23 protein-coding genes are annotated in these 20419 nt (G+C 35.6%); 6 read left to right on the forward strand and 17 right to left on the reverse strand.

Annotation, left to right across the window (positions count from 1 at the left end; all coding sequences use genetic code 11):
• Positions 1–3: 3 nt before the first annotated feature.
• The 4 genes from ABXT49_RS08145 to ABXT49_RS08160 are packed head-to-tail and all read right to left on the reverse strand — an operon-like array spanning position 4 to position 2324.
• On the reverse strand, positions 4–138 hold the full coding sequence (locus ABXT49_RS08145; RefSeq protein ID WP_416651812.1) for a hypothetical protein: 135 nt from the start codon (positions 136–138) through the stop codon (positions 4–6).
• 33 nt (positions 139–171) lie between these two features.
• Complete coding sequence (gene aat / locus ABXT49_RS08150; protein WP_416651814.1) at positions 172–831, reverse strand: leucyl/phenylalanyl-tRNA--protein transferase; 660 nt, start codon at positions 829–831, stop codon at positions 172–174.
• A 3-nt stretch (positions 832–834) separates the two neighbouring features.
• Positions 835–1380 carry an ADP compounds hydrolase NudE gene (gene nudE, locus ABXT49_RS08155; RefSeq protein WP_416651816.1) on the reverse strand — a complete coding sequence of 182 codons (546 nt, stop codon included), beginning with the start codon at positions 1378–1380 and terminating at the stop codon, positions 835–837.
• Between the two features lie 59 nt (positions 1381–1439).
• On the reverse strand, positions 1440–2324 hold the full coding sequence (locus ABXT49_RS08160) for an NAD(P)-dependent oxidoreductase (protein ID WP_416651818.1): 885 nt from the start codon (positions 2322–2324) through the stop codon (positions 1440–1442).
• A 126-nt stretch (positions 2325–2450) separates the two neighbouring features.
• Between ABXT49_RS08160 and ABXT49_RS08165 the strand changes: the two genes are divergently transcribed.
• Positions 2451–3074 (forward strand): DNA-3-methyladenine glycosylase family protein, encoded by a 624-nt coding sequence (locus tag ABXT49_RS08165; RefSeq protein WP_416651820.1) that lies wholly within the window; start codon positions 2451–2453, stop codon positions 3072–3074.
• Here ABXT49_RS08165 and leuB read toward each other — a convergent pair.
• Entirely contained in the window at positions 3071–4144 is a 1074-nt protein-coding gene (leuB, locus tag ABXT49_RS08170) for a 3-isopropylmalate dehydrogenase (RefSeq protein ID WP_416651822.1), read from the reverse strand. The two genes, ABXT49_RS08165 and leuB, sit on opposite strands and share 4 nt — an antisense overlap.
• Positions 4145–4204: 60 nt before the next feature.
• Positions 4205–4369, reverse strand: a complete 165-nt coding sequence (gene rd / locus ABXT49_RS08175) for a rubredoxin (RefSeq protein WP_416651824.1) — start codon at positions 4367–4369, stop codon at positions 4205–4207.
• Positions 4370–4529: 160 nt separating this feature from the next.
• Here rd and cysS point away from each other — a divergent pair, with 160 nt between their 5' ends.
• The 4 genes from cysS to adk all read left to right on the forward strand — a co-directional run bounded on the left by cysS (position 4530) and on the right by adk (position 8754).
• Positions 4530–5918, forward strand: coding sequence for a cysteine--tRNA ligase (gene cysS / locus ABXT49_RS08180; protein ID WP_416651826.1), 1389 nt, complete (start codon positions 4530–4532; stop codon positions 5916–5918).
• A complete protein-coding gene (gene yrfG, locus ABXT49_RS08185; protein WP_416651828.1) occupies positions 5893–6579 on the forward strand; it encodes a GMP/IMP nucleotidase in 687 nt (228 codons plus the stop codon). Before cysS ends, yrfG begins: the two co-directional genes overlap by 26 nt.
• 261 nt (positions 6580–6840) lie before the next feature.
• On the forward strand, positions 6841–8085 hold the full coding sequence (locus ABXT49_RS08190; protein ID WP_416651829.1) for a 6-phosphofructokinase: 1245 nt from the start codon (positions 6841–6843) through the stop codon (positions 8083–8085).
• 15 nt (positions 8086–8100) lie between these two features.
• Positions 8101–8754 carry an adenylate kinase gene (gene adk, locus ABXT49_RS08195; protein WP_416651830.1) on the forward strand — a complete coding sequence of 218 codons (654 nt, stop codon included), beginning with the start codon at positions 8101–8103 and terminating at the stop codon, positions 8752–8754.
• Positions 8755–8764: 10 nt separating this feature from the next.
• Here adk and lptA read toward each other — a convergent pair whose 3' ends face one another.
• Positions 8765–9250, reverse strand: coding sequence for a lipopolysaccharide transport periplasmic protein LptA (gene lptA / locus ABXT49_RS08200; RefSeq protein WP_416651832.1), 486 nt, complete (start codon positions 9248–9250; stop codon positions 8765–8767).
• Entirely contained in the window at positions 9243–10199 is a 957-nt protein-coding gene (lptC, locus tag ABXT49_RS08205) for an LPS export ABC transporter periplasmic protein LptC (protein WP_416651833.1), read from the reverse strand. Before lptC ends, lptA begins: the two co-directional genes overlap by 8 nt.
• Positions 10200–10202: 3 nt before the next feature.
• On the opposite strand from lptC, the gene thiE reads away from it, so the two are divergent.
• On the forward strand, positions 10203–10775 hold the full coding sequence (gene thiE, locus ABXT49_RS08210) for a thiamine phosphate synthase (protein WP_416651834.1): 573 nt from the start codon (positions 10203–10205) through the stop codon (positions 10773–10775).
• On the opposite strand, the gene cfa is transcribed toward thiE, so the two are convergent.
• From cfa to ABXT49_RS08255, 9 genes are all read right to left on the reverse strand, one after another.
• On the reverse strand, positions 10747–11901 hold the full coding sequence (cfa, locus tag ABXT49_RS08215) for a cyclopropane fatty acyl phospholipid synthase (RefSeq protein WP_416651836.1): 1155 nt from the start codon (positions 11899–11901) through the stop codon (positions 10747–10749). The two genes, thiE and cfa, sit on opposite strands and share 29 nt — an antisense overlap.
• 71 nt (positions 11902–11972) lie before the next feature.
• A complete protein-coding gene (locus ABXT49_RS08220; protein ID WP_416651838.1) occupies positions 11973–12497 on the reverse strand; it encodes a disulfide bond formation protein B in 525 nt (174 codons plus the stop codon).
• 26 nt (positions 12498–12523) lie between these two features.
• Positions 12524–13093 carry an HD domain-containing protein gene (locus ABXT49_RS08225; RefSeq protein WP_416651841.1) on the reverse strand — a complete coding sequence of 190 codons (570 nt, stop codon included), beginning with the start codon at positions 13091–13093 and terminating at the stop codon, positions 12524–12526.
• Positions 13094–13109: 16 nt separating this feature from the next.
• Positions 13110–13697, reverse strand: a complete 588-nt coding sequence (locus tag ABXT49_RS08230; RefSeq protein WP_416651844.1) for a sarcosine oxidase subunit gamma — start codon at positions 13695–13697, stop codon at positions 13110–13112.
• A complete protein-coding gene (locus ABXT49_RS08235) occupies positions 13690–16710 on the reverse strand; it encodes a 2Fe-2S iron-sulfur cluster-binding protein (protein WP_416651847.1) in 3021 nt (1006 codons plus the stop codon). Before ABXT49_RS08235 ends, ABXT49_RS08230 begins: the two co-directional genes overlap by 8 nt.
• Positions 16707–16991 (reverse strand): sarcosine oxidase subunit delta, encoded by a 285-nt coding sequence (locus ABXT49_RS08240; RefSeq protein WP_271537916.1) that lies wholly within the window; start codon positions 16989–16991, stop codon positions 16707–16709. Before ABXT49_RS08240 ends, ABXT49_RS08235 begins: the two co-directional genes overlap by 4 nt.
• A gap of 20 nt (positions 16992–17011) precedes the next feature.
• Entirely contained in the window at positions 17012–18262 is a 1251-nt protein-coding gene (locus ABXT49_RS08245; RefSeq protein WP_416651850.1) for a sarcosine oxidase subunit beta family protein, read from the reverse strand.
• A gap of 25 nt (positions 18263–18287) precedes the next feature.
• A complete protein-coding gene (locus ABXT49_RS08250; RefSeq protein ID WP_416651853.1) occupies positions 18288–19394 on the reverse strand; it encodes a 2Fe-2S iron-sulfur cluster-binding protein in 1107 nt (368 codons plus the stop codon).
• Between the two features lie 122 nt (positions 19395–19516).
• Complete coding sequence (locus ABXT49_RS08255; protein WP_271558482.1) at positions 19517–20413, reverse strand: DMT family transporter; 897 nt, start codon at positions 20411–20413, stop codon at positions 19517–19519.
• Positions 20414–20419 lie beyond the last annotated feature (6 nt).

Raw genomic sequence — 20419 nt, forward strand, 5'->3', positions numbered from 1 at the left:
TGTCTAGTAAGTGTTAGATGTTGACTCTCCAGAATCTATCTGGCCAACTTTATTAGAAGTTAAATCACCCATTCTGCCACATGAGGACAAAGTGAATACAAACGTTACCAATACAACATATTTAAATAAAATTTTCATGTGCCCTCTGATACTTTCTTTAATACTAGTATTTTACACAAAGGCCTTCAGCTGTTGTATAAACAAATCCCTAGGCATTTTAAATGCACCTAAACTTTCTAAATGATTATTCTCAACTTGACAATCAATTAATTGATATGAGCTTTGTTGAAGTAAATAAGCAAAAGCAACTTTTGATGCATTACTCACTAATGAGTACATAGACTCACCAAAAAAAACATCTCCCAAAGCAACGCCATAAAGCCCGCCAACAAGCTCTCCATTTTCATACACTTCGTATGAATGGGCATGGCCAGACTCATGAAGTTTACAATAAGCCTCAATCATTTCATCATTTATCCATGTACCAGATTGTCCTTTTCGCGCTATTTTTTGACATTGAACTATGACATTTTTAAAGGAGGTATTAATACAAACCTCAAATTTAGAAGATTGAATGACTCTCTTCAGGCTCTTTGAAAGATGAAATTTTTCAGGTGTAATAACCATTCTTGGGTCAGGCGAATACCAAAGTATAGGTTCATCCTTGCCATACCAAGGAAAGATTCCTAATGAATAAGCTTTCAGTAATCTTTCAACGGACAAATTACCACCAATTGCAATCAGTCCATTAGGCTCTGTTAGTGCAAGGCTTAGTTTTGGAAATTCAGAGTTGTTTTCATCAAGCCAAAAAGAAGGTGGTATTTCACTCACCCTTTATCGACCTTGAATAATCTCTCTTGCCATATACAAAGCAAGTATGCTTCGTGCTTCGGTTAAATCTTTATTATAGGTAAGCGTTTCTAATTCAGATAGCTTATGAGGAACTATCTCTAGTGGCTCTGGCTCATCTCCTTCAGCCGACTCCTCATAAAGATCTTCAGCAAGAACAATATGAGTTGCGTTTGATTGATAGCCTGGAGCAAGAGTAATGGTTTTCAGAAAAGTAAGCTTACGAGCTCCATAACCAATCTCTTCTTTTAACTCTCTTCCAGCAGCTTCGATAGGAGTTTCACCCTTATCAATCTTGCCTTTTGTTAGGCCTAGCTCATAGCGCTCAGTTCCACCAGAAAATTCATAAATCATTAGAACAGTATCATCATCAAGCATTGGAATTACCAAAACAGCTCCATTTCCTCTGGACATTAACCTTTCATAAACTCGAGTTGCACCATTTGAAAATTCAACATCCATAGACTCAAGATTAAAAATTCGACTCTGTGCAACAGTGTGAATATTGGTTAGTTTGGGTTTTTTTCGCATCCTAATATTATGCCATTGGTTGGGCGGTATTTTTTAGTAACAAAGAAAAAATCAAGCAATTATTTGTTCAATTGATCAAACAACATTAGAGCTGAAGTATCACTATATTTATGGCCTTTATCCATTAAGTTAACATATCGATCATAAACTTCCTTGGTAAACCCTAGATTTGCATTATTGGAGCTCGATTGATCTATGCAATAGCCCAAGTCTTTCACCATCCACTTAATAGCAAACCCAAAATCAAACTCTCTTTGATGCATTGTCTCAGCGCGATTTACCATTTGCCAGGATTGTGCTGCTCCTCCAGAAATTGCTGATAATAAACTATTCATATCAAGATTTTCAGCTTCTGCAAATAATAAGCCTTCAGACAACCCTTGCAGTAAACCTGCAATACAAATCTGGTTTACCATTTTAGCAAGCTGTCCTTTTCCAGATTCTCCCATATAAGTAACATTTTTTGAATAGGTATTTATCAACTCTTCTGACTCATCAAGGACTCCTTTACTTCCACCTGCCATGACACTAAGAATTCCATTAATTGCTCCTGCCTCTCCACCACTAACTGGAGCATCTATAAATGACACTCCTTTTGCAGCTAAGGACTCATTTAAGTGCTTGGCTAATTTATAAGAGGTTGTAGTATGGTCAATAAAGATTGATCCTTTTTTAAGATGGGTAATCATCCCTTGTTCAGCAAATACAATCTCCATCATGTCTTCGTCTCTTCCAGTACATGTAACAACAAAGTCGGCATCCATTACTGCCTCTTTAATTGAGCTGGAAACCATGCCCTCATAGTCCTTACTCCATGTAGCAGCCTTTTCAGGGGAGCGGTTAAATACTTTTAAATTAAATAGATTTGACTTAGATAGATGACCAGCCATAGGATAGCCCATAGTTCCAAGTCCAATAAACGCTACATTTTTTTTTATACTCATTAGATTCCTTGATTACTGGTTAATGTTATAAATCAGATTATACGATACTGCGTTTTAAACATATAATCAGATATAGTAAATATTTATCAAATAAAATTCTTTTAATATAAATTACCCTATTTTTTTATGACAAACCCAGATTATTGGCAAGATTCACTCAACTATTTAACTAAAACTGATAAAGCCCTTGGAAATATTATTAGTCAATTCAAAGACTACTCTATTTCATCTCGAGGAGAAGCATACGAAACTTTACTCCGCTCAATAGTTGGTCAACAAATATCTATTCAGGCAGCATCAAGTGTTTGGAATAAAATAGTTAAAATAGTTAAAACTATTGAACCTAGTGAAGTTCTATTAACAAATAGAGAAAATTTAAAGTTATGCGGCTTGTCCAAGCAAAAAATACAATATATTTATAATATTTCTGAACATTTTATTGCTAACAATATTGAGAATAATGCATATTGGGAAGGACGAAGTTATCTTAGTATCTATGAAGAACTCATCACTATTAAAGGTATTGGCCCATGGACTGCAGAAATGTTTGGCATGTTTCACTTACTAGAAAAAGATATTTTTCCACTGAAAGATGTTGGAGTTATAAGAGCTATGAACCAACTCTACAATAATGGCAAAAAACTCGATATAGATAGAATTATAGAAATTTCAGATACATGGCGCCCCTACAGATCGGTTGCCTGTTGGTTTTTATGGCGATCTATTGATAGTGAAGAGGTGCTCTACTAAGACTCTAAAGCCATAACAATTAAATCACCCATCTCCTCAGTTCCAACAACTTTATCTCCAGCCGCAGCAATATCTTTGGTTCTATAGCCCTTATCCAGTACTTCGCTAACAGCCAAATTAATTTTATCAGCGAGCGCCACCTGATTAAGTGAATACCTAAGCATCATTGAAACAGATAATATAGTTGCTAGTGGATTGGCAATATCTTTTCCAGCAATATCCGGTGCTGAGCCATGGATAGGCTCATACATTCCAAAATTATTTTTATCAAGAGAAGCAGATGGAAGCATCCCAATTGACCCAGTAAGCATTGCAGCACAATCAGACAAAACATCCCCAAAAAGATTACTTGTAACCATAACGTCAAATTGCCTGGGATCTCTTACAAGTTGCATTGCTGCATTATCGACATACATATGGGAAAGAGTTACGTCTGGATAGCTTGATGAAATTTCTTCCATGACTTCTCTCCAAAGCTCAGAAACTTCAAGAACATTTGCCTTATCTACAGAGCAAACTCGCTTTCCTCTTTTTTGAGCAATTTGAAAAGCAGAGTGTCCAATACGGGCTATTTCAGATTCATAGTAGGTCGCTGAGTTAATCCCAAAGCGCTCTCCATCTCTAATTTCTATTCCCCTTGGCTTGCCAAAATAAATACCGCCAACCAACTCACGCACAATCATTAAGTCCAAACCCGATACAATTTCAGTTTTAAGACTCGATGCACTCGCTAACTGTGGATAGAGAATTGCAGGCCTTAAATTAGAAAATAAATCAAGCTCTGACCGAATGCCTAATAGCCCTCGCTCTGGCCTTAAATCTCTTTCTAATACCTCCCATTTAGGCCCTCCAACTGCGCCTAATAGAATTGAGTCACAACTCTTAGCTGTCTTGATAGTTTCATCAGGAAGAGGTGATCCAGTTTCATCATATGCGATGCCACCTATCAGCCCATTAACAAGAGTCATCCCCATTTCATGGTTAGAATTTAATGAATTAATTACTTTGACCGCTTGATCAACAATTTCTGTACCTATTCCATCACCGGGGAGAATTAATATTTTTGACATATTTGATTTGAAGTTAAAACTTTAATTAATTTATTTTACGCTTGCTCAATTGTATTGAATCTAAATTTCCACCATATCAAAATCTTCCTTACCAGAGCCACAAAGTGGACAAGCCCAATCATTAGGTATATCTTCCCATCTAGTGCCAGGACTAATCCCTTCATCAGGAGCTCCTATATTCTCATCATAAATCCAGCCACACATATTACATTTATATTTTTTCATAATGATTTTAGAAAAGCCTTAAAGATAGCTAGGCATGGCTTAGCTAATATAAAATTAAAAAATAATTATACATTTTTTAAGTGATTAATTGATAATCATAGTTAGGACAAATATAACTGGTATTAGTATTAATTAACATAATCCAGTATAAAATATCTCAATGCTCAAAATTTATAATACGCTTACTAATAAAAAAGAAGACTTTCGTCCAATAGACCCAAACAATATTGGAATTTATGTTTGTGGAATGACCGTTTATGATTTTTGTCATATGGGACATGCTAGAGTATTAGTTATGTTTGATGTTATTACGCGTCATATGAGGCGAAACTACCCAAATGTTCAATACATAAGAAATATTACTGATATTGATGACAAAATTATTAGTCGAGCAATAGAAAATAATGAGGATATCTACTCTCTGACAAATCGATTTATCAATGCTATGCATGAGGATGAAAAAGCTCTAGGAGTTCTCAGTCCTGACATTGAGCCTCGTGCTACTGATTCAATCGATCAAATGATAGATATGATTACATTACTTTCAAAGAAAGGGCTTGCCTACCAAGGCAAAAATGGTGATGTTTTTTACTCTGTTAGAAAATTTAAAGATTATGGCAAGCTTTCTGGGAAAAATTTAGATGATCTGGTAGCTGGCGCACGAGTAGATATTGAAAGTAATAAACAAGATCCTCTTGATTTTGTTCTCTGGAAAAAAGCAAAACCAAGCGAGCCTAAGTGGTCTTCTCCATGGGGAGAAGGAAGGCCAGGTTGGCATATAGAATGCTCAGCAATGTCGACTCACTTTATATCAAATCATTTTGATATTCATGGCGGTGGAATGGACTTAACATTTCCCCATCATGAAAATGAAATAGCCCAATCAGAGGGCGCTAATAATTGCAAATTTGTCAACACTTGGATGCACGTTGGATTCGTTAATATTAATGATGAAAAAATGAGTAAGTCGCTTAAAAATTTCTTTACTATTCGTGGTGTATTAGATAAATATGATGGTGAGACTCTTCGATATTTTCTTATAAGCAGCCATTATCGCTCCCCACTAAATTTTAGCGACACAAATATTGAAAGTGCAAAATCTGCATTAAAAAGACTTTATACTGCAACAAAAGGCTTTCCCTCTAGTAAAAAAATAGACGCCCAATTAGGCAAGACTTTTGATTATGAAGACAGATTTGATGCCGCATTAAATGATGACTTTAATACTCCTATTGCATTAAGTATATTATTTGAAATTGCTAAGCAAGTAAATATTGAGCGCTCAAAGGATTCTGAGCACGCTGCATCTTTAGCTCAATTACTAAAAAAATTAGGCAACTACTTAGGTATCCTTGAATACGATGCTGAGGTATACCTGCAACAAGGCTCAGAACTATCGGAGGCTGAAGTTACTATAAAAATAAATCAGAGGGAAGAGGCTAGAGCCTCAAAAAACTTTGCAATGTCTGATCAAATTCGTGATGAACTTTTAACACTTGGTATTATTCTTGAAGATAGTATAGATGGCACATCCTGGCGAAGAGAATAAACTAAATTCCCACATTGATTGGAGTCAAATTGATACAATTTTACTTGATCTAGATGGAACGCTCTTAGATTTAAACTTCGATCTACATTTTTGGCTTAAATATCTTCCAAAAGTTTATTCTGAAAAGCATAATATTAGCTTTGAGGATTCAAAAAATATAATAATTTCAATGCTTGATTCTCAAGAAGGCAAATTAACTTGGTATTGTTTAGATTATTGGGAAGAAAAACTGGATTTTGATATCATGAAATTAAAAGGTGATATTGCTCACTTAATTCAAGTTCATAATCATGTTCTAAATTTCCTTATTACAGCAAGATCGAAAGAAAAACGTATTTACTTAGTAACTAACGCTCATCGAAAGGGTATTGCGCTAAAAATGCAAATGTCAAAGCTGGAAGGCTACTTTGATGAAATTGTTTCTTCACATGATTTTGGAGTTATAAAACAGGAGCAACAATTTTGGGAGCAATTGACTACTGTCATTCAATTTGACAATGAAAGAACAATTTTTTTTGATGACTCACTAGATGTTTTAGAGTCAGCTTCAACATTTAAAATTAAGAATATAATTGCAATAAACAAACCAAGCAGTATGATTGATAAAAAAATAGTTCCCGGCTTTATAAATATTGAGAGTTTTCTTGAAGTAATGCCATAGAAAATATTATTAGCAACTTCCAAATTTTTAATGAAACAAATTGACACAAATTCTTAATTTGTCCTCTATAAAATTATATTGCTTTAAAAATACTTAATATTAATATAATTAAACTGCACTATAGAATTATTGAAGGCTATATTTACTTCAAATGATATACTTCTGTGAAGTTTGAAGAGAAATTTATTGGTGTGCTGATTAGAGCAGTGCCCTTAAATTTATCTCCTTATTATTTTAACTACAAACTAACAATAAAATATTATGAAAAATGCTTTTTATGCTCAATCTGGAGGAGTCACTGCAGTAATAAATGCTTCGGCTAGTGGTGTTATTGAAACAGCTCGTAAACACTCAGATAAAATAGGCACCGTATATGCAGGTGAGAATGGAATCATAGGAGCATTAACTGAAAATTTGATTGATACGTCAGTTGAAACTGATGCAGATATAGCAGCACTAACTCATACTCCTTCAGGTGCTTTTGGATCTTGTCGCTATAAAATGAAGTCGCTTGAAGCAAATAGAGCAGAATATGAACGCCTAATTGAGGTTTTTAAGTCTCATAACATTGGTTATTTTTTTTATAATGGTGGGGGCGACTCGGCAGATACATGCCTAAAGGTATCTCAGCTCTCAGAAAGTATGGGGTATCCGATTCAAGCGATTCATATTCCTAAAACTGTTGATAACGATCTTCCTGTTACTGATAATTGCCCTGGTTTTGGCTCGGTAGCTAAGTATATTGCAGTCTCTACGATGGAGGCCAGTTTTGATGTCGCATCAATGGCTGCTACGTCAACAAAGATTTTTGTACTTGAGGTTATGGGGCGTCATGCTGGATGGATAGCGGCAGCTGGGGGGCTTGTTGACGCGTCAATACCCGTTGTAATTCTTTTTCCAGAAATTGACTTCAATGAAGAGAAATTCCTAGAAAAAGTAGATATGAATGTAAAAGAGTTTGGCTACTGCACTATTGTCGTTTCAGAAGGAACCAAATGGCCTGATGGAAAATTTTTAGCTGAGCAAGGAACGCGTGATGACTTTGGACATGCTCAATTAGGCGGCGCAGCCCCAGTTGTTGCAAATATAGTAAAAAAAGCCTTAGGTTATAAATTCCACTGGGCAGTAGCAGACTATCTCCAGCGATCAGCTCGTCACTTAGCCTCGAATTCAGATGTGGAGCAAGCTTATGCTCTAGGTAAGGCTGCAGTTGAAATGGCACTAGATGGTAAGAATTCCATTATGCCTTCAATTGTCAGGTTATCTAATAACCCCTATAAATGGGAAATAGGTTATGGCGAATTAAAAGACATTGCTAACGTCGAAAAAATGATGCCAGAAAATTATATTTCAGAAGATGGTTTTTCAATTACTAATTCATGTCGCGAATATTTGCTTCCACTTATTGAAGGTGAGAACTATCCACCGTATAATAATGGGTTACCCGATTATGTCGTAATGCAAAAATCTAAAGTTAAGAAAAAATTACCACCTTTTGAAGTTTAACTACAAAGTGTCCATATGAATATTATTTTATTAGGGCCGCCCGGTGCTGGAAAAGGCACTCAAGCAGCTCATATTTGTGAAAAATTTAATATCCCCCAGATTTCTACGGGTGATATGTTGCGGGCAGCAGTAAATACAGGAACCTCTATTGGACTCGAAGCAAAAAAAACTATAGACGCGGGAAACCTTGTTCCTGATAAGATAATTATTGCTTTGGTTAAAGAAAGAGTTCAATCAGCAGATTGCAGTAATGGCTATTTACTTGATGGATTTCCTAGAACCATTAATCAAGCTGATGCTCTTAAATTACAAGGTATTAAGATTGACTATGTTGTTGAGGTTAAAGTTCCAGACGATGACATAGTAGTTAGAATGTCTGGTCGCCGCGTTCATTTACCTTCAGGAAGAACATATCATATTGCCTTCAACCCACCAACATTAGAAGGCAAGGATAACTTAACTGGTGAAGATTTAATTCAACGTGTTGATGATGATGAAAGTATTGTTAGAGGGCGTTTAAAAATTTACCATAAACAAACTGAACCTCTTGTTAAATACTATCGTGATGATGCAAAAATTGCTGCTTCAGGCTCAAAGTTTATCGCTATAAGTGGAGTTGGCTCACTTGATGAAGTTAAAGATAGAATTACATCAGCTCTAATTAGTTAAATTATAGTATTTAAAAAGCGATATTAAACTTTACTCTTTTAGTACCATCCCCTGAGCCTTTCCCAATAACTTTATTGTTATTAACATCATAGGTTAATGTGTCACCACTAAACGAGTCAAATCCTTGAATTAAGTATGCATCCCCAACTAAAAAAATCATACCTTCATTCACATCATAGGTTATTGATGTTGCAGTTGCTTCTATAAAGCGCGCCTGATTTTCTTGGCTTTGAATATACTTGGCAGGATTATCAAGAGTGCCTTTTGCTTTCATTTTTTCAACACCCTTTTCATTAGTTTGAACCTGTATTAGCTCTGCAGTCATCAAAAGTGAACCCTGTCTAACTTCAGCATTTCCACTAAACTCATTAAAGCCAGATGCCTCATCAACTATTACAGAATCAGCTTCAATTTCAATGGGTTGTTTTGTATCCTCTGAGAGGGCAAAAACAAACGTCGTAAAAAAGATGGCAATTAATAAAATAATTTTATTCATAAACAGCCAGAACCCTATTCGTTAATTCAAGTTTTTTTGTAACAGCATCATAATGCATTTTTTTTGCCTTTATGTCAACAATATTTGATTTAAAGTGAGATGATGAGTTAGATTTTAAAATTTCTCCACCATAAGATTGATCAATAATAAGATCAGAACTCTTAAGAATACTTCCAGAGACATTTACGATTTCTACCTCACCTAGCAACTTCATAAGCTTTAAACTCATATTTATATCAACTCCATTGTCTGAGCTAATAATATTATCTTTTGAGCGATAGACTGTTTTCTCTTTACTTGAATATATTTTTTCCCCAGCGGTATGATTAATGAATAAGTTTGTTGTATCTATAGTTGACCCAGAATCTTCAAGAATTTCTACATTGCCCTTTAATAGCATTGTTTCTCCATCAATACTCATCTCCATTCCTTCAGATATAATTCTTGATGTCTCACCCAAATATGTCACCTTTTTATTGCTATTAATTTCACCACTACTAGTAAGAATCTTCAAAGACTCAGTATTTAGCTCATGCGATATGCCACTCTTAGTTTGGATTTTAACATCACCATTTAACAGCATTTCTCCAGACTTAAACATTTCAGCGCGATTTGAAGTTAACATAAGTCCTTTTTGTCTAGATGGGTTATATGTTGTAACTTCAACTTCAAGAAGTTCTATTGGAGAATTTTTATAACTATAGTAGTTCTCAGCCTTTATTGTATGCATGAGAACTTGTTCTTTTGAATACTCTTTAAGAAAGAAATTATCAATTTTTTCAAGATAAACACTATCTTTAACTTTTTCAGAGCTAAAAACTGATTGTTCTATATTTTTTTGAAAAATCAAAAACTTTAGAAAATTATCTTGAAATACCCATAAAATAGTAGCTAAGACTATAATGAATACTATAAATGATTGAATTTTCTTAGTTTGAAAAAGAGCCATGATATGTTAAATCAAAGAATAAAAGGTCTGTACGGAATTACTCCGGATAAAGACTTGAATATCGCCCTTATTGAGAATGCAATTAAAAAACATAAAGTAAATATTCTCCAATACCGCCGTAAAACTCAAGACGAAAAACGTAAGCTAGATGAAGCAACACAGTTGCTTGAACTATGCCTACAATATAATACTTTATTTATAGTCAATGATGATATCAACCTTTGTAAGAAAGTTGGTGCTGATGGAGTTCACCTAGGTCAAAATGATATTGATATAAATTCTGCAAGGAGCCAGCTTGGTAAGAAATTTATTATTGGAGTGTCATGCCATAATAGCCTTAAACTTGCTATAGAGGCTCAAAATAATGGTGCAAATTATATTGGTTTAGGGGCTATCTTTAAGTCTTCAACTAAACCAAATGCATCTTATTGTTCGCTCTCAACAATTAAAAATATTAAAAGTAATATTAATATTCCTATTGTTGGTATTGGGGGAATTACTTTTAAAAATCAAAAAATTGTACTTGATGCTGGCTGTGACTCTATTGCTATGATAGAGGGTCTTTTTGGTCACTAAATCTAGGATTATTTTTATAGTTATAGCCTCCTTTAATTCCATTTTTTGACAGCACTAGCTGCCATAATTGATTTCTTCTAGAGCGGAAGGTACCAGCACACATTAATAAATAATATTCCCACATTCTCTTAAACCGTTCATCATATTTTTGACTTAAACTATGATAATTATTTTGAAAGTTTTGATTCCATGCCATTAATGTTGCATCATAATCTTGACCAAAACTATGCCAATCCTCCATTACAAATAAACCCTGTAAGGCTTCACTAACTTGACTAGAAGAGGGGGTCATGCCATTTGGAAATATATACTTATTCGTCCATGGATCAGTAGCATGAGTCGAATTATTCCTTCCAATTGTATGCAATAAAAATATCCCTTCTTTCTTTAAGCATCTATGGGCAACATTCATAAATGTTTGGTAATTCTTGCTACCTACATGTTCAAACATGCCTATTGAAACTATGGCATCATATTTCTTGCTTAGTTCTCGATAATCTTTTAACTCAAACGAAGTATTTAGCCCCTTGCAAGATCTTTCTGCATAATGCATCTGCTCTTTTGAAACAGTTACTCCATGAACATTTACATCATAATTTTGTGAAGCATACTTTGCAAAACTTCCCCAACCACTTCCAATTTCAAGAACATCCATACCAGGCTTTAAGTGGAGCTTCCTACAAACTAAATCCAACTTGTTAACTTGTGCTTGCTCTAGGCTATCAGTGCCTCTCCAGTAACCGCATGAGTAATTCATTCTCTTATCGAGCATCAACGAAAATAAATCATTCCCAGTATCATAATGCTCTCTTCCAACAATATAGGCTCTTTTTTTAGTTTGAGCATTAAAGAAATAAGCTTTAATAAAATGACTTAAAAAAGCCGGGTTAGTTCCTTTTACTTGCTTGTCAATTCGCCCAGTTAGTAATTTATCACTAAATTGATCCAATGAATCACAATCCCACCAACCATCCATATAACTTTCACCAAGCCCTAAAGAGCCCTCACTAATAACGCGTGCATAAAAAAGCTCATTATATATTTTTGGATCCCACGGGCGATTTCCATTGATCTGGACATCAACGGAATCAAATAGTTTTTTTACTGTTTCTTTAAAATCAGCCAAATCCTAAAAGTTACTCTACTTAATTGGTAAATTATCTTACCATAGAAGTATTTATTTTGGAAATAGCCTGCTTATTGTTGTGTTTTAAAAATAGAAGTAGATTTTTTTATTGCTAAAATACTCAAAAGAAAGATCACGAGGAACCAAATCAAAGACCAGCCTGCCATACTAAGACCTAAAAATTTCCATGGAATTTCTGCACAGTTACCATCACCCATAAATAATGCATTAATTACATCAGCAAATGGAAATACATCAATGATATATTCTAGAGGAGGACCACATAATGGCACCTCATCTTCAGGCAACCCTTGAAGCCACACTTGTCTCCCAGAAATCCAAATTCCCGCAATTGAGCTAATAGATATCAGTACAGAGTATATTTGACTAAAAAAAGGGTAAGGATTATGAAGAAAAGCAATAAAAGCTGTAACACCAATAAGGCAGTAAAAGAACTGCTGGGTGATGCAAAGAGTGCAAGCCTCAAGACCTAGAACCTTCATGCTATAAGCTGCATAACCAAGCAATGACCCTACTAGTATAAAAATAATTAGGTGTATTTGTCTTGGTAGAAGTTGAAGTAAAAAAGTATTCATTTTATTAAATTAATTTTAATTAGTTATCATACAAGTTTTTCAGGTTCATTGAACTTGGGACTTGAAAAAAAATCATTGATCATGGGAATAAAAAACTCTAGAGGCTTTGTCTCATAATTTGGGTCAAAACAATTCTGATCATATTCATGACAAAACTTTATAGCATCTTGATACCAAGGACTGTCAATAAATAATTCTCTAGCATTTCTATCTCCACCTGAATGATGCGCATAGTAGTACATCTGAAAGACGCCATGATGTTTTACAATCCAATAAGTCTTTTCTGATACAAAAGGTCGAAGGATTGCTGCTGCCATTTCTGAATGAGAATATGGAGCTAGACCATCTCCTATGTCATGAAATAAAATCGCTATTACTATTTCCAAATCTTCACCAGCAAAGTGGGCTCTTGTAGCACCTTGTAAACTATGCTCAAGCCTACTAATTTGATAACCAGAAAGACTTGAATTAAGTGATCTCAGTGAAGCAATCAATCGCTTTGGAAGCTCTAAATTAAATTCATCTTCAAGGTCATTTAGAAAAGCATACTCTTCAGCAGTCCCATTCTCCATACTTTTAAAGCTAACCTTTTTCATAATAAATTATTCTTCCTTATATTCTTTTTGCACTATCCTTTAATAATCCAGCAACATAATGAGAAAACGAGTGTCTAACCATCATCAACAAATTTCCTTCAATATTTCGATAAATACAAACTGGCGCTTGCCCACAAGTTGTTGATACAACTTTACCTATAGTCAAGGAGCCCTCTAAATCATAACTCATCCATCTAGACAATAAGGCATCTACATTATTTCCTGAAAACTCCAGAATACCATAAGCTCCAGAACTGTCTGTCGTTGACATTCCTTTAGGGAGTGATTTAAACTTTTCAAGAAGTTGATCTTTATTATTTCTATTATGTAGCAACCAAATTTCATCTGGGCTTATCCATAGAAAATTATCACCATTATCATTGAGGCTTGCAGATAAAGATTCAGGTAACTCTGCATTAAAAATGTCTTTAATAGTAATAGCATTTTTTTTATGATCTTTTGATGTTCTTATAACCATTAAAGATAAATCTGTAATCTCACGGCAAACTAGGTCATCCTGATTAATAAGAAAACCATCCTGATCCAAAACAGGTTGAAAAGTTGTTCTAAATTCCATAACATTGTTTTCTACTAAACTACTCATTACCATCCACCTTTCCACCTTCAATATCATAAAAAACACTACTAGAGACTTCACAAGGGATTTCCTTTAAACCTTGTTTCTCTTGAACAATTTTAACTAATACTATTTCAGTCATTTTTGAAAGTCCCCCCTTAAGTTGAGCCATTGCAATTGACCTTCTAAGTATAGGGCTAAAATAACTGGAGGTCACATAACCTATGGAGCCTCCTTTATTATTGATTATGTGAGAACCTTCTGGAAGCACAACATGAGCATCCTTTGTTAATAGGCCTACTAGTTGAAAGCGATCATCAGAATTGAGTGCAGAAATACTAAAAGAACGACGGCCAATATAAGAAAAAGGTTTATCTTTTGCAAGGATCCACTTCATGTTGACATCCATTGGCGTCATCGAACCATCAGTATCTTGGCCAACAATAATATAACCTTTTTCCGCGCGAAGTACATGCATTGATTCAGTTCCATAAGGCGTTATATTCCATTGCTTACCAGCCAATGCAACCTCATCCCAAATATACCGACCATAATTAGCCTCAATATTAATTTCATAAGCAAGTTCGCCAGAAAAACTAATCCTCATAACCCTTGCTTTTACGCCACATACTGTTCCAGGTCGCCACTGCATAAACTTAAAATTATCACGCTCAAAGTCAATGTCATGACATAGAACTTTCATCAAATTACGAGCATTTGGTCCAACAACTGCAACAGTTGCAAATTGATCTGTAACACTACTAAGGTGAACATCTAAGTCACTCCACTCGGTTTGTAGCCACATCTCTAGAGCAGAGTAAACGCTTGCAGCACCGCCAGTTGTAGTAGTCATAATAAAGTGATTATCATTAATACAGGTTGAAACTCCATCATCAATGATCATTCCTTTCTCATTACACATAAGTCCATAACGACAGCTTCCTGGAGCAAGCTTCATCCAAGCATTGGTATAAACTCTGGATAAAAATTCTCTAACATCTTTCCCTTGAACATCAATTTTTCCAAGAGTTGATGCATCCATCATTCCAAGTGAAGTTCTAACGGCAAGACACTCTCTATTAACTGCTTGATGAATATCTTCTCCACTCTTGGGATAATACCAAGGTCGGTACCACTGGCCTACAACCTCGAACTCTGCTCCACTTTCTAAATGAGAGTCGTGGATTGTTGTATACCGTTGGGGATCAAAAAAACCTCCTACTTCCCGGCCTGCCATAGCGCCAAAATCAACTCCAGTATAAGCTGGGCGAAATGTAGTTGTTCCAACTTCAGACAAAGGAACATCTAGAAACTGGGCTGCAACAGCAATACCATTGATATTGCCAGTTTTACCTTGATCAGTTCCAAATCCCATCGCAGTATAGCGCTTAATATGTTCAATCGAGCGATACCCCTCTCTAATTGCCAGAGCAACATCTAAAGTAGTCACGTCATTTTGCATATCAATAAACACTTTGGGCCTATTCAGAATTTCTATTGGCATAAAAAATTGACTAGCATTGTAGTAATCTAAATAATTTTCGCTCATGCTATCTTGGGTAGATTTCTTAATTTCTCCCAAAGATAAAAGAGTCAATTGAGCTTTATTTTTTGCATCAATTACAACATCCTTCCAAAATCCAATGGCACTAATTGAGCCACACACTTGTCTATTTTTTCGCACCTTTTGTGGCAAAAAAGCTTGAGAATCTTCATCAAAAAAAGTTTTTGCGCCGCAATGACAGTCAAGGTGGACCACAGGATTAAAGCCACCTGATGATGCCAATAAGTCACAATTTAATCTTTTTGAAGGACCTGTAAGGCTCCACTTCTTGCTTTGCATTTCAACCGAAGAAACCTCAATGCCTTTTACAAGATTTGTTCCATGTGCTTTTAGCACAGCATAACCTTGGAGAACTTCGATACCTAATTTTTTTGCCTTTAAAACAGTTTCACTCTCTCCACCAGACGGTCTAATATCAATAACCTTACAGTTAATCTCATTATTATTGATGTCAATTGCTGTGCTATAGATGCTGTCATTATTGCCATACAAAATAACATCTTTGCCTGAGATTACACCAAACTCATTAAGGTAACGCCTAACAGACTGACTCAACATTATATTTGCTAAATCATTCGTTTCAAATAACATAGGCCGCTCATGAGCTCCAGTTGCCAATATAACTTCTTTAGCTCTTATCTTATGCAGCACTTTCCTAGCAGCTTGTGTGCCTCCTGATATCAATGACTCACCAGTAGCATTAGTTTGCAATACCTCTATATAGTTATGGTCATACCAAGCATAGGCTGTTGATCGGGAGAATATTTTCAAACGACTATTGGCTACATTTTTAAATTCCAGTAACTTACTAAGATTATCATGATGCCAACTAATGGCAGTATCATCACTTTGAAATTCATTAAATAATTCCCCACCTAAATGCGCTCGCTCATCAACCAAAATAACCCTTGTTGTTTTAGAGTTTTTGAGAATTTCTAATACAGCTGTTATTCCTGCTACACCGCCTCCAACAACAAGGACCTCAGTATGATGGAAAATATGATCATAAACATCCTCATCTTTTTCAGTAGGGGCTTTTGAAAAACCTGCAAGTGATCTTAGGCTATCTTCAACCATTGCCCAAACCTTTTGCTTTATAAAGGTTTTATAATAAAAACCTGCTGGCATAAATCGATGTAATGGTTTAATTAAAGCGCGAAAATCAATTGAATTTGGATTACTAGAGCTCACTGCACTTAAGCCATCATAAAGCATAACTTCAGTTGCCTTCAAATTAGGCGTATAGCGCCCACCAATTTCAAGTGAAACAAGTGCATTAGGCTCTTCAACACCTGAACCCATTAGGCCACGCTTACGTCCATATTTAAAGCTTCTAGCAAAGAAAACAACATTATTTGCTATCAATGCAGATGCTAAGGTATCACCCTTATAACCCTTATAGGATTTGTTATTAAATATAAAGCTTAAAGCTTCAGATTGATCTATAAAGTCACTCTTATAATTCTTTAATCTCATGATGGATTCTCGCTCGTTACCTCTCCAAAAGCCGCAACCTCAAGAATTTCATGGCTAATCGTAGATCTTTTAACTAAGAAATATTTACGACATCCATTAGTATGGACCCACTGCTCCCAATGATCTCCTTTGTGATTGGTGCGATAAAATACATAGTCAGACCACTCATCGTCACTAAGCTCTTCAGGGTTCTGAGGTCTTGCAATAAAAGCCTCTCCAGCAGGAGAAAATTCATTTTGATCTCTCGATTCTTTACAATACGGACAATCTATCAAAAACATAATATTACCTTTATATATAACTAATGTGCAACTCCTGCTGCACCATGCTCGTCAATAAGAGCTCCACTTGTAAAACGATCAATATGAAATGGAACTGCTAACTCATGTTGCTTGTCTTGAGCAATGGTGTGAGCAAAAACATTTCCAGAGCCTGGAGTCGCTTTAAAGCCTCCAGTTCCCCAGCCACAGTTAAAGTAAAGCCCTTCAACTTTTGTTGGACTAATTACAGGACAAGCATCAGGGCAAACATCAACTATGCCTCCCCATTGACGGTTCATACGAACTCTCGAAAAAATTGGAAACAATTCAAGTATTGCAGCAGCGCAATGTTCTACTATCTTTGCACTACCTCTTTGAGCATATGAGTTGTAACCATCAATACCAGCTCCAATAACTAAATCTCCCTTATCACTCTGGCTTACGTAACCATGAACAGCGTTAGACATTACTACCGTATGAAGAATTGGCTTCATAGCTTCAGACACAAATGCTTGAAGAGGGTGGCTTTCAACTGGCAGTCTTAATCCTGCCATTTTTGCAACAACTGAAGAGTGCCCTGCGCTAACGCAGCCAACTCGATCTGCCATAATATCACCCAGTGTTGTCTTAACGCCTTTGACTCTGCCTTCTTCAACCTCGATGTCAATAACCTCACAATTTTGTATAATGTCAACTCCAAGATTTGAAGCGGCCCTGGCAAAACCCCAAGCAACACCATCATGCCTAGCAACGCCAGCACGTGCCTGGAAAGATGCCCCCATAATTGGGTATCTTGCATTTTTAGAAGTATTAATAATTGGAATTTGTTCTTTTATCTCCTTGTGGTCGACCACTACAGCATCAACACCATTGAGCACATTAGCATTTACTCTTCGCTCAATATCTCTCATATCTTGCAGAGTGTGACCAAGGTTGTATACTCCTCTCTGACTAAACATAACATTGAAGTTTAGATCCTCACTAAGTCCCTCCCAAAGTCTCATGGAGTGCTCATAAAGACTAGAAGCCTCGTCCCTTAAATAGTTTGAACGAATAATAGTGGTATTTCTGCCAGTATTTCCACCACCAATATAGCCTTTTTCAAGAACCGCAACATTTGTTATACCGCACTCTTTAGCTAAATAGTATGCTGTAGCTAGTCCATGGCCACCTCCACCAATGATAATAACATCGTACTTAGATTTAGGTTTTGATAATGGGATCGCTTGATCCCATTCTTGATTGCCCAATCCAGCCTTTAATAACGAATACCAAGAATATTTTTTTTGCATAATAATTTAAGCTCAAACAATAAAACTATAAATCAAGAACTACATCACTTGTGGGATAAGAACAACAAGTAAGTATATAACCCTCTTCCTCATGAGACTTTAAAAGTCCGCCCTGAGCATCCATCTCAACTGTACCCTCTATCATCTTGGTGCGACATGTTCCACATAACCCCATAGAGCAAGCAAAAGGAACTGTAATGCCTTGTTTTTGAATTGAAACCAATATACTCGAATTACTGCCACAAGACACCACCTTATCACTCTTCGAAAGGGTGACATTATATTCATTTATTCCACTATCTGGAACTTTATGTTCTGGCAATTCTAGATTAACTGCCATATTACTTTGAGCAGTTGAACTCTCAATATCAAAGCTCTCTTGATGATAAGCAGACATATCAAAATCGCTCAATTCTAAAATCTTTTTTACATTTTGCATATATGGTTCTGGCCCACAACAATATACCTCTCTATCAGTGAAATCTGGAACAAGCTCTAAAAGCAGTTCAGAACTTAAAAATCCACTAGGTCCCTCCCAGTTTGCATCTGGTTTATCACATATAAAATGCCTTTTAAAGTTAGTCTGATGAAGTTCATAAAACTCAAGCTCTTCTTTTGAAATTAAGTCTTTGGGAGATTGTGCATTATGAATAAAAACTAAATCAACATTTATAGATAAATCAATAAAATATCTTGTCATTGAGAGCATTGGGGTAATACCACTTCCACCTGACATAAGCAGAATTTTAGGTCTAGGCTGATCAAGAGCAACACTAAAAGATCCTCCAATATTGAGGGCATCAATGCAATCACCAATCTTTAAGTTGTCATGCATCCAGTTAGTAACAACACCATCCTTCATTCTTTTATTAGTAATAGTTATTGTGTACGGTCGAGTTGGACTTGACGCTATGGTATAAGTTCTCATAACCTCATTACCATCTATATTTAAAAATAGAGTTGTATGCTGGCCTGGCAAAAACTGAAACCATGCGTCTTTCTTTGACTTAAAAGTAAAGCTCTTAACATTGTGAGTTTCATCTTTGATTTCAATACACTTTAAAGGTGATAGATCTCCAACCCATCTATCAAGACTTTCAATATTTATATTAGGAAAAACTAATTCATTCATCTTACTTCAACTTAGTAATTAAATAATTGTTTACAATTTTATCATTGCCTTATGCAGTTGTAAAAATTAGAAAAGAAAACAGACTGTTTTTAATTCCAGCTAGACTTAATTAAAAAAACACCCTAAGGCATGGGGATTACATGTTTTTTTCTGGCATTCATTCCCTGAAAAATAATTGCCATAAATATAGCGCAACCACCAATTAAAGTATTTGTACTCGGAACCTCGTGAATGCCAAATATTGGAAGCCATGCCCAAAAAATACCCAAAACCACCTCAAGCAATGAAAGCATTACAAGCTCACCACTAGGCAAATATTTTGCCCCTAATCCATATAATATGAGGCCAACTCCAACTACTAAGCCATGCATCATACTAATTCCAATATTAGCTGAGGCCATTTCAAAACTACTTCCACTTACTAGAATTAAAATTGTTGCCCATAACATGCAAAAAAAGCCAGCAAGCGCAGGCGTTAATAATTTAGGCACTTCGGGATTTTTTCGAATTGTAATTGTGTATATTGCAAAGCCCAAAGCTACAAAGAAACCATAAATAACGCCTAATAATGTAGTTGATTTTTCAGTATCCCAAACCATAATTGTAATTCCAGCAGCAACAATCAACATGTTTATAAAAGTTATAGGGCTCAACCTTTCACCTAAAATAAGGTAGCCTAAAAACGCAGAAAGAACTGGGGACAGAGCAAGCATTAATAGAGTAATAGCTACTGTTGTTGTTGTTAATGCATAAATCCATCCAAAAAATGTAAATGACATTACAACGCTTCCGACCAAACTCCAGGAGTCGATCCTCTTAAACGTAAGAAAAAAATCTTTGCCTTCTCTAAATGCTACATAAATGAGAATCACCGATGTGATTATTAAGCCCCTATAAAGTAGGTATTGAAGTCTATAGTTTTCAGCATCTTCTAGTAGGCGTACAAGTGGCGCACCAAAACTCCAGATGATTCCGCTGATAACGACTAATAAAAATCCAAGAAAATATCTATTCTGCATGAAACC

It is taken from the genome of Candidatus Pseudothioglobus sp. Uisw_086 (genome assembly GCF_048085745.1).
GTDB lineage: Bacteria > Pseudomonadota > Gammaproteobacteria > PS1 > Pseudothioglobaceae > Pseudothioglobus.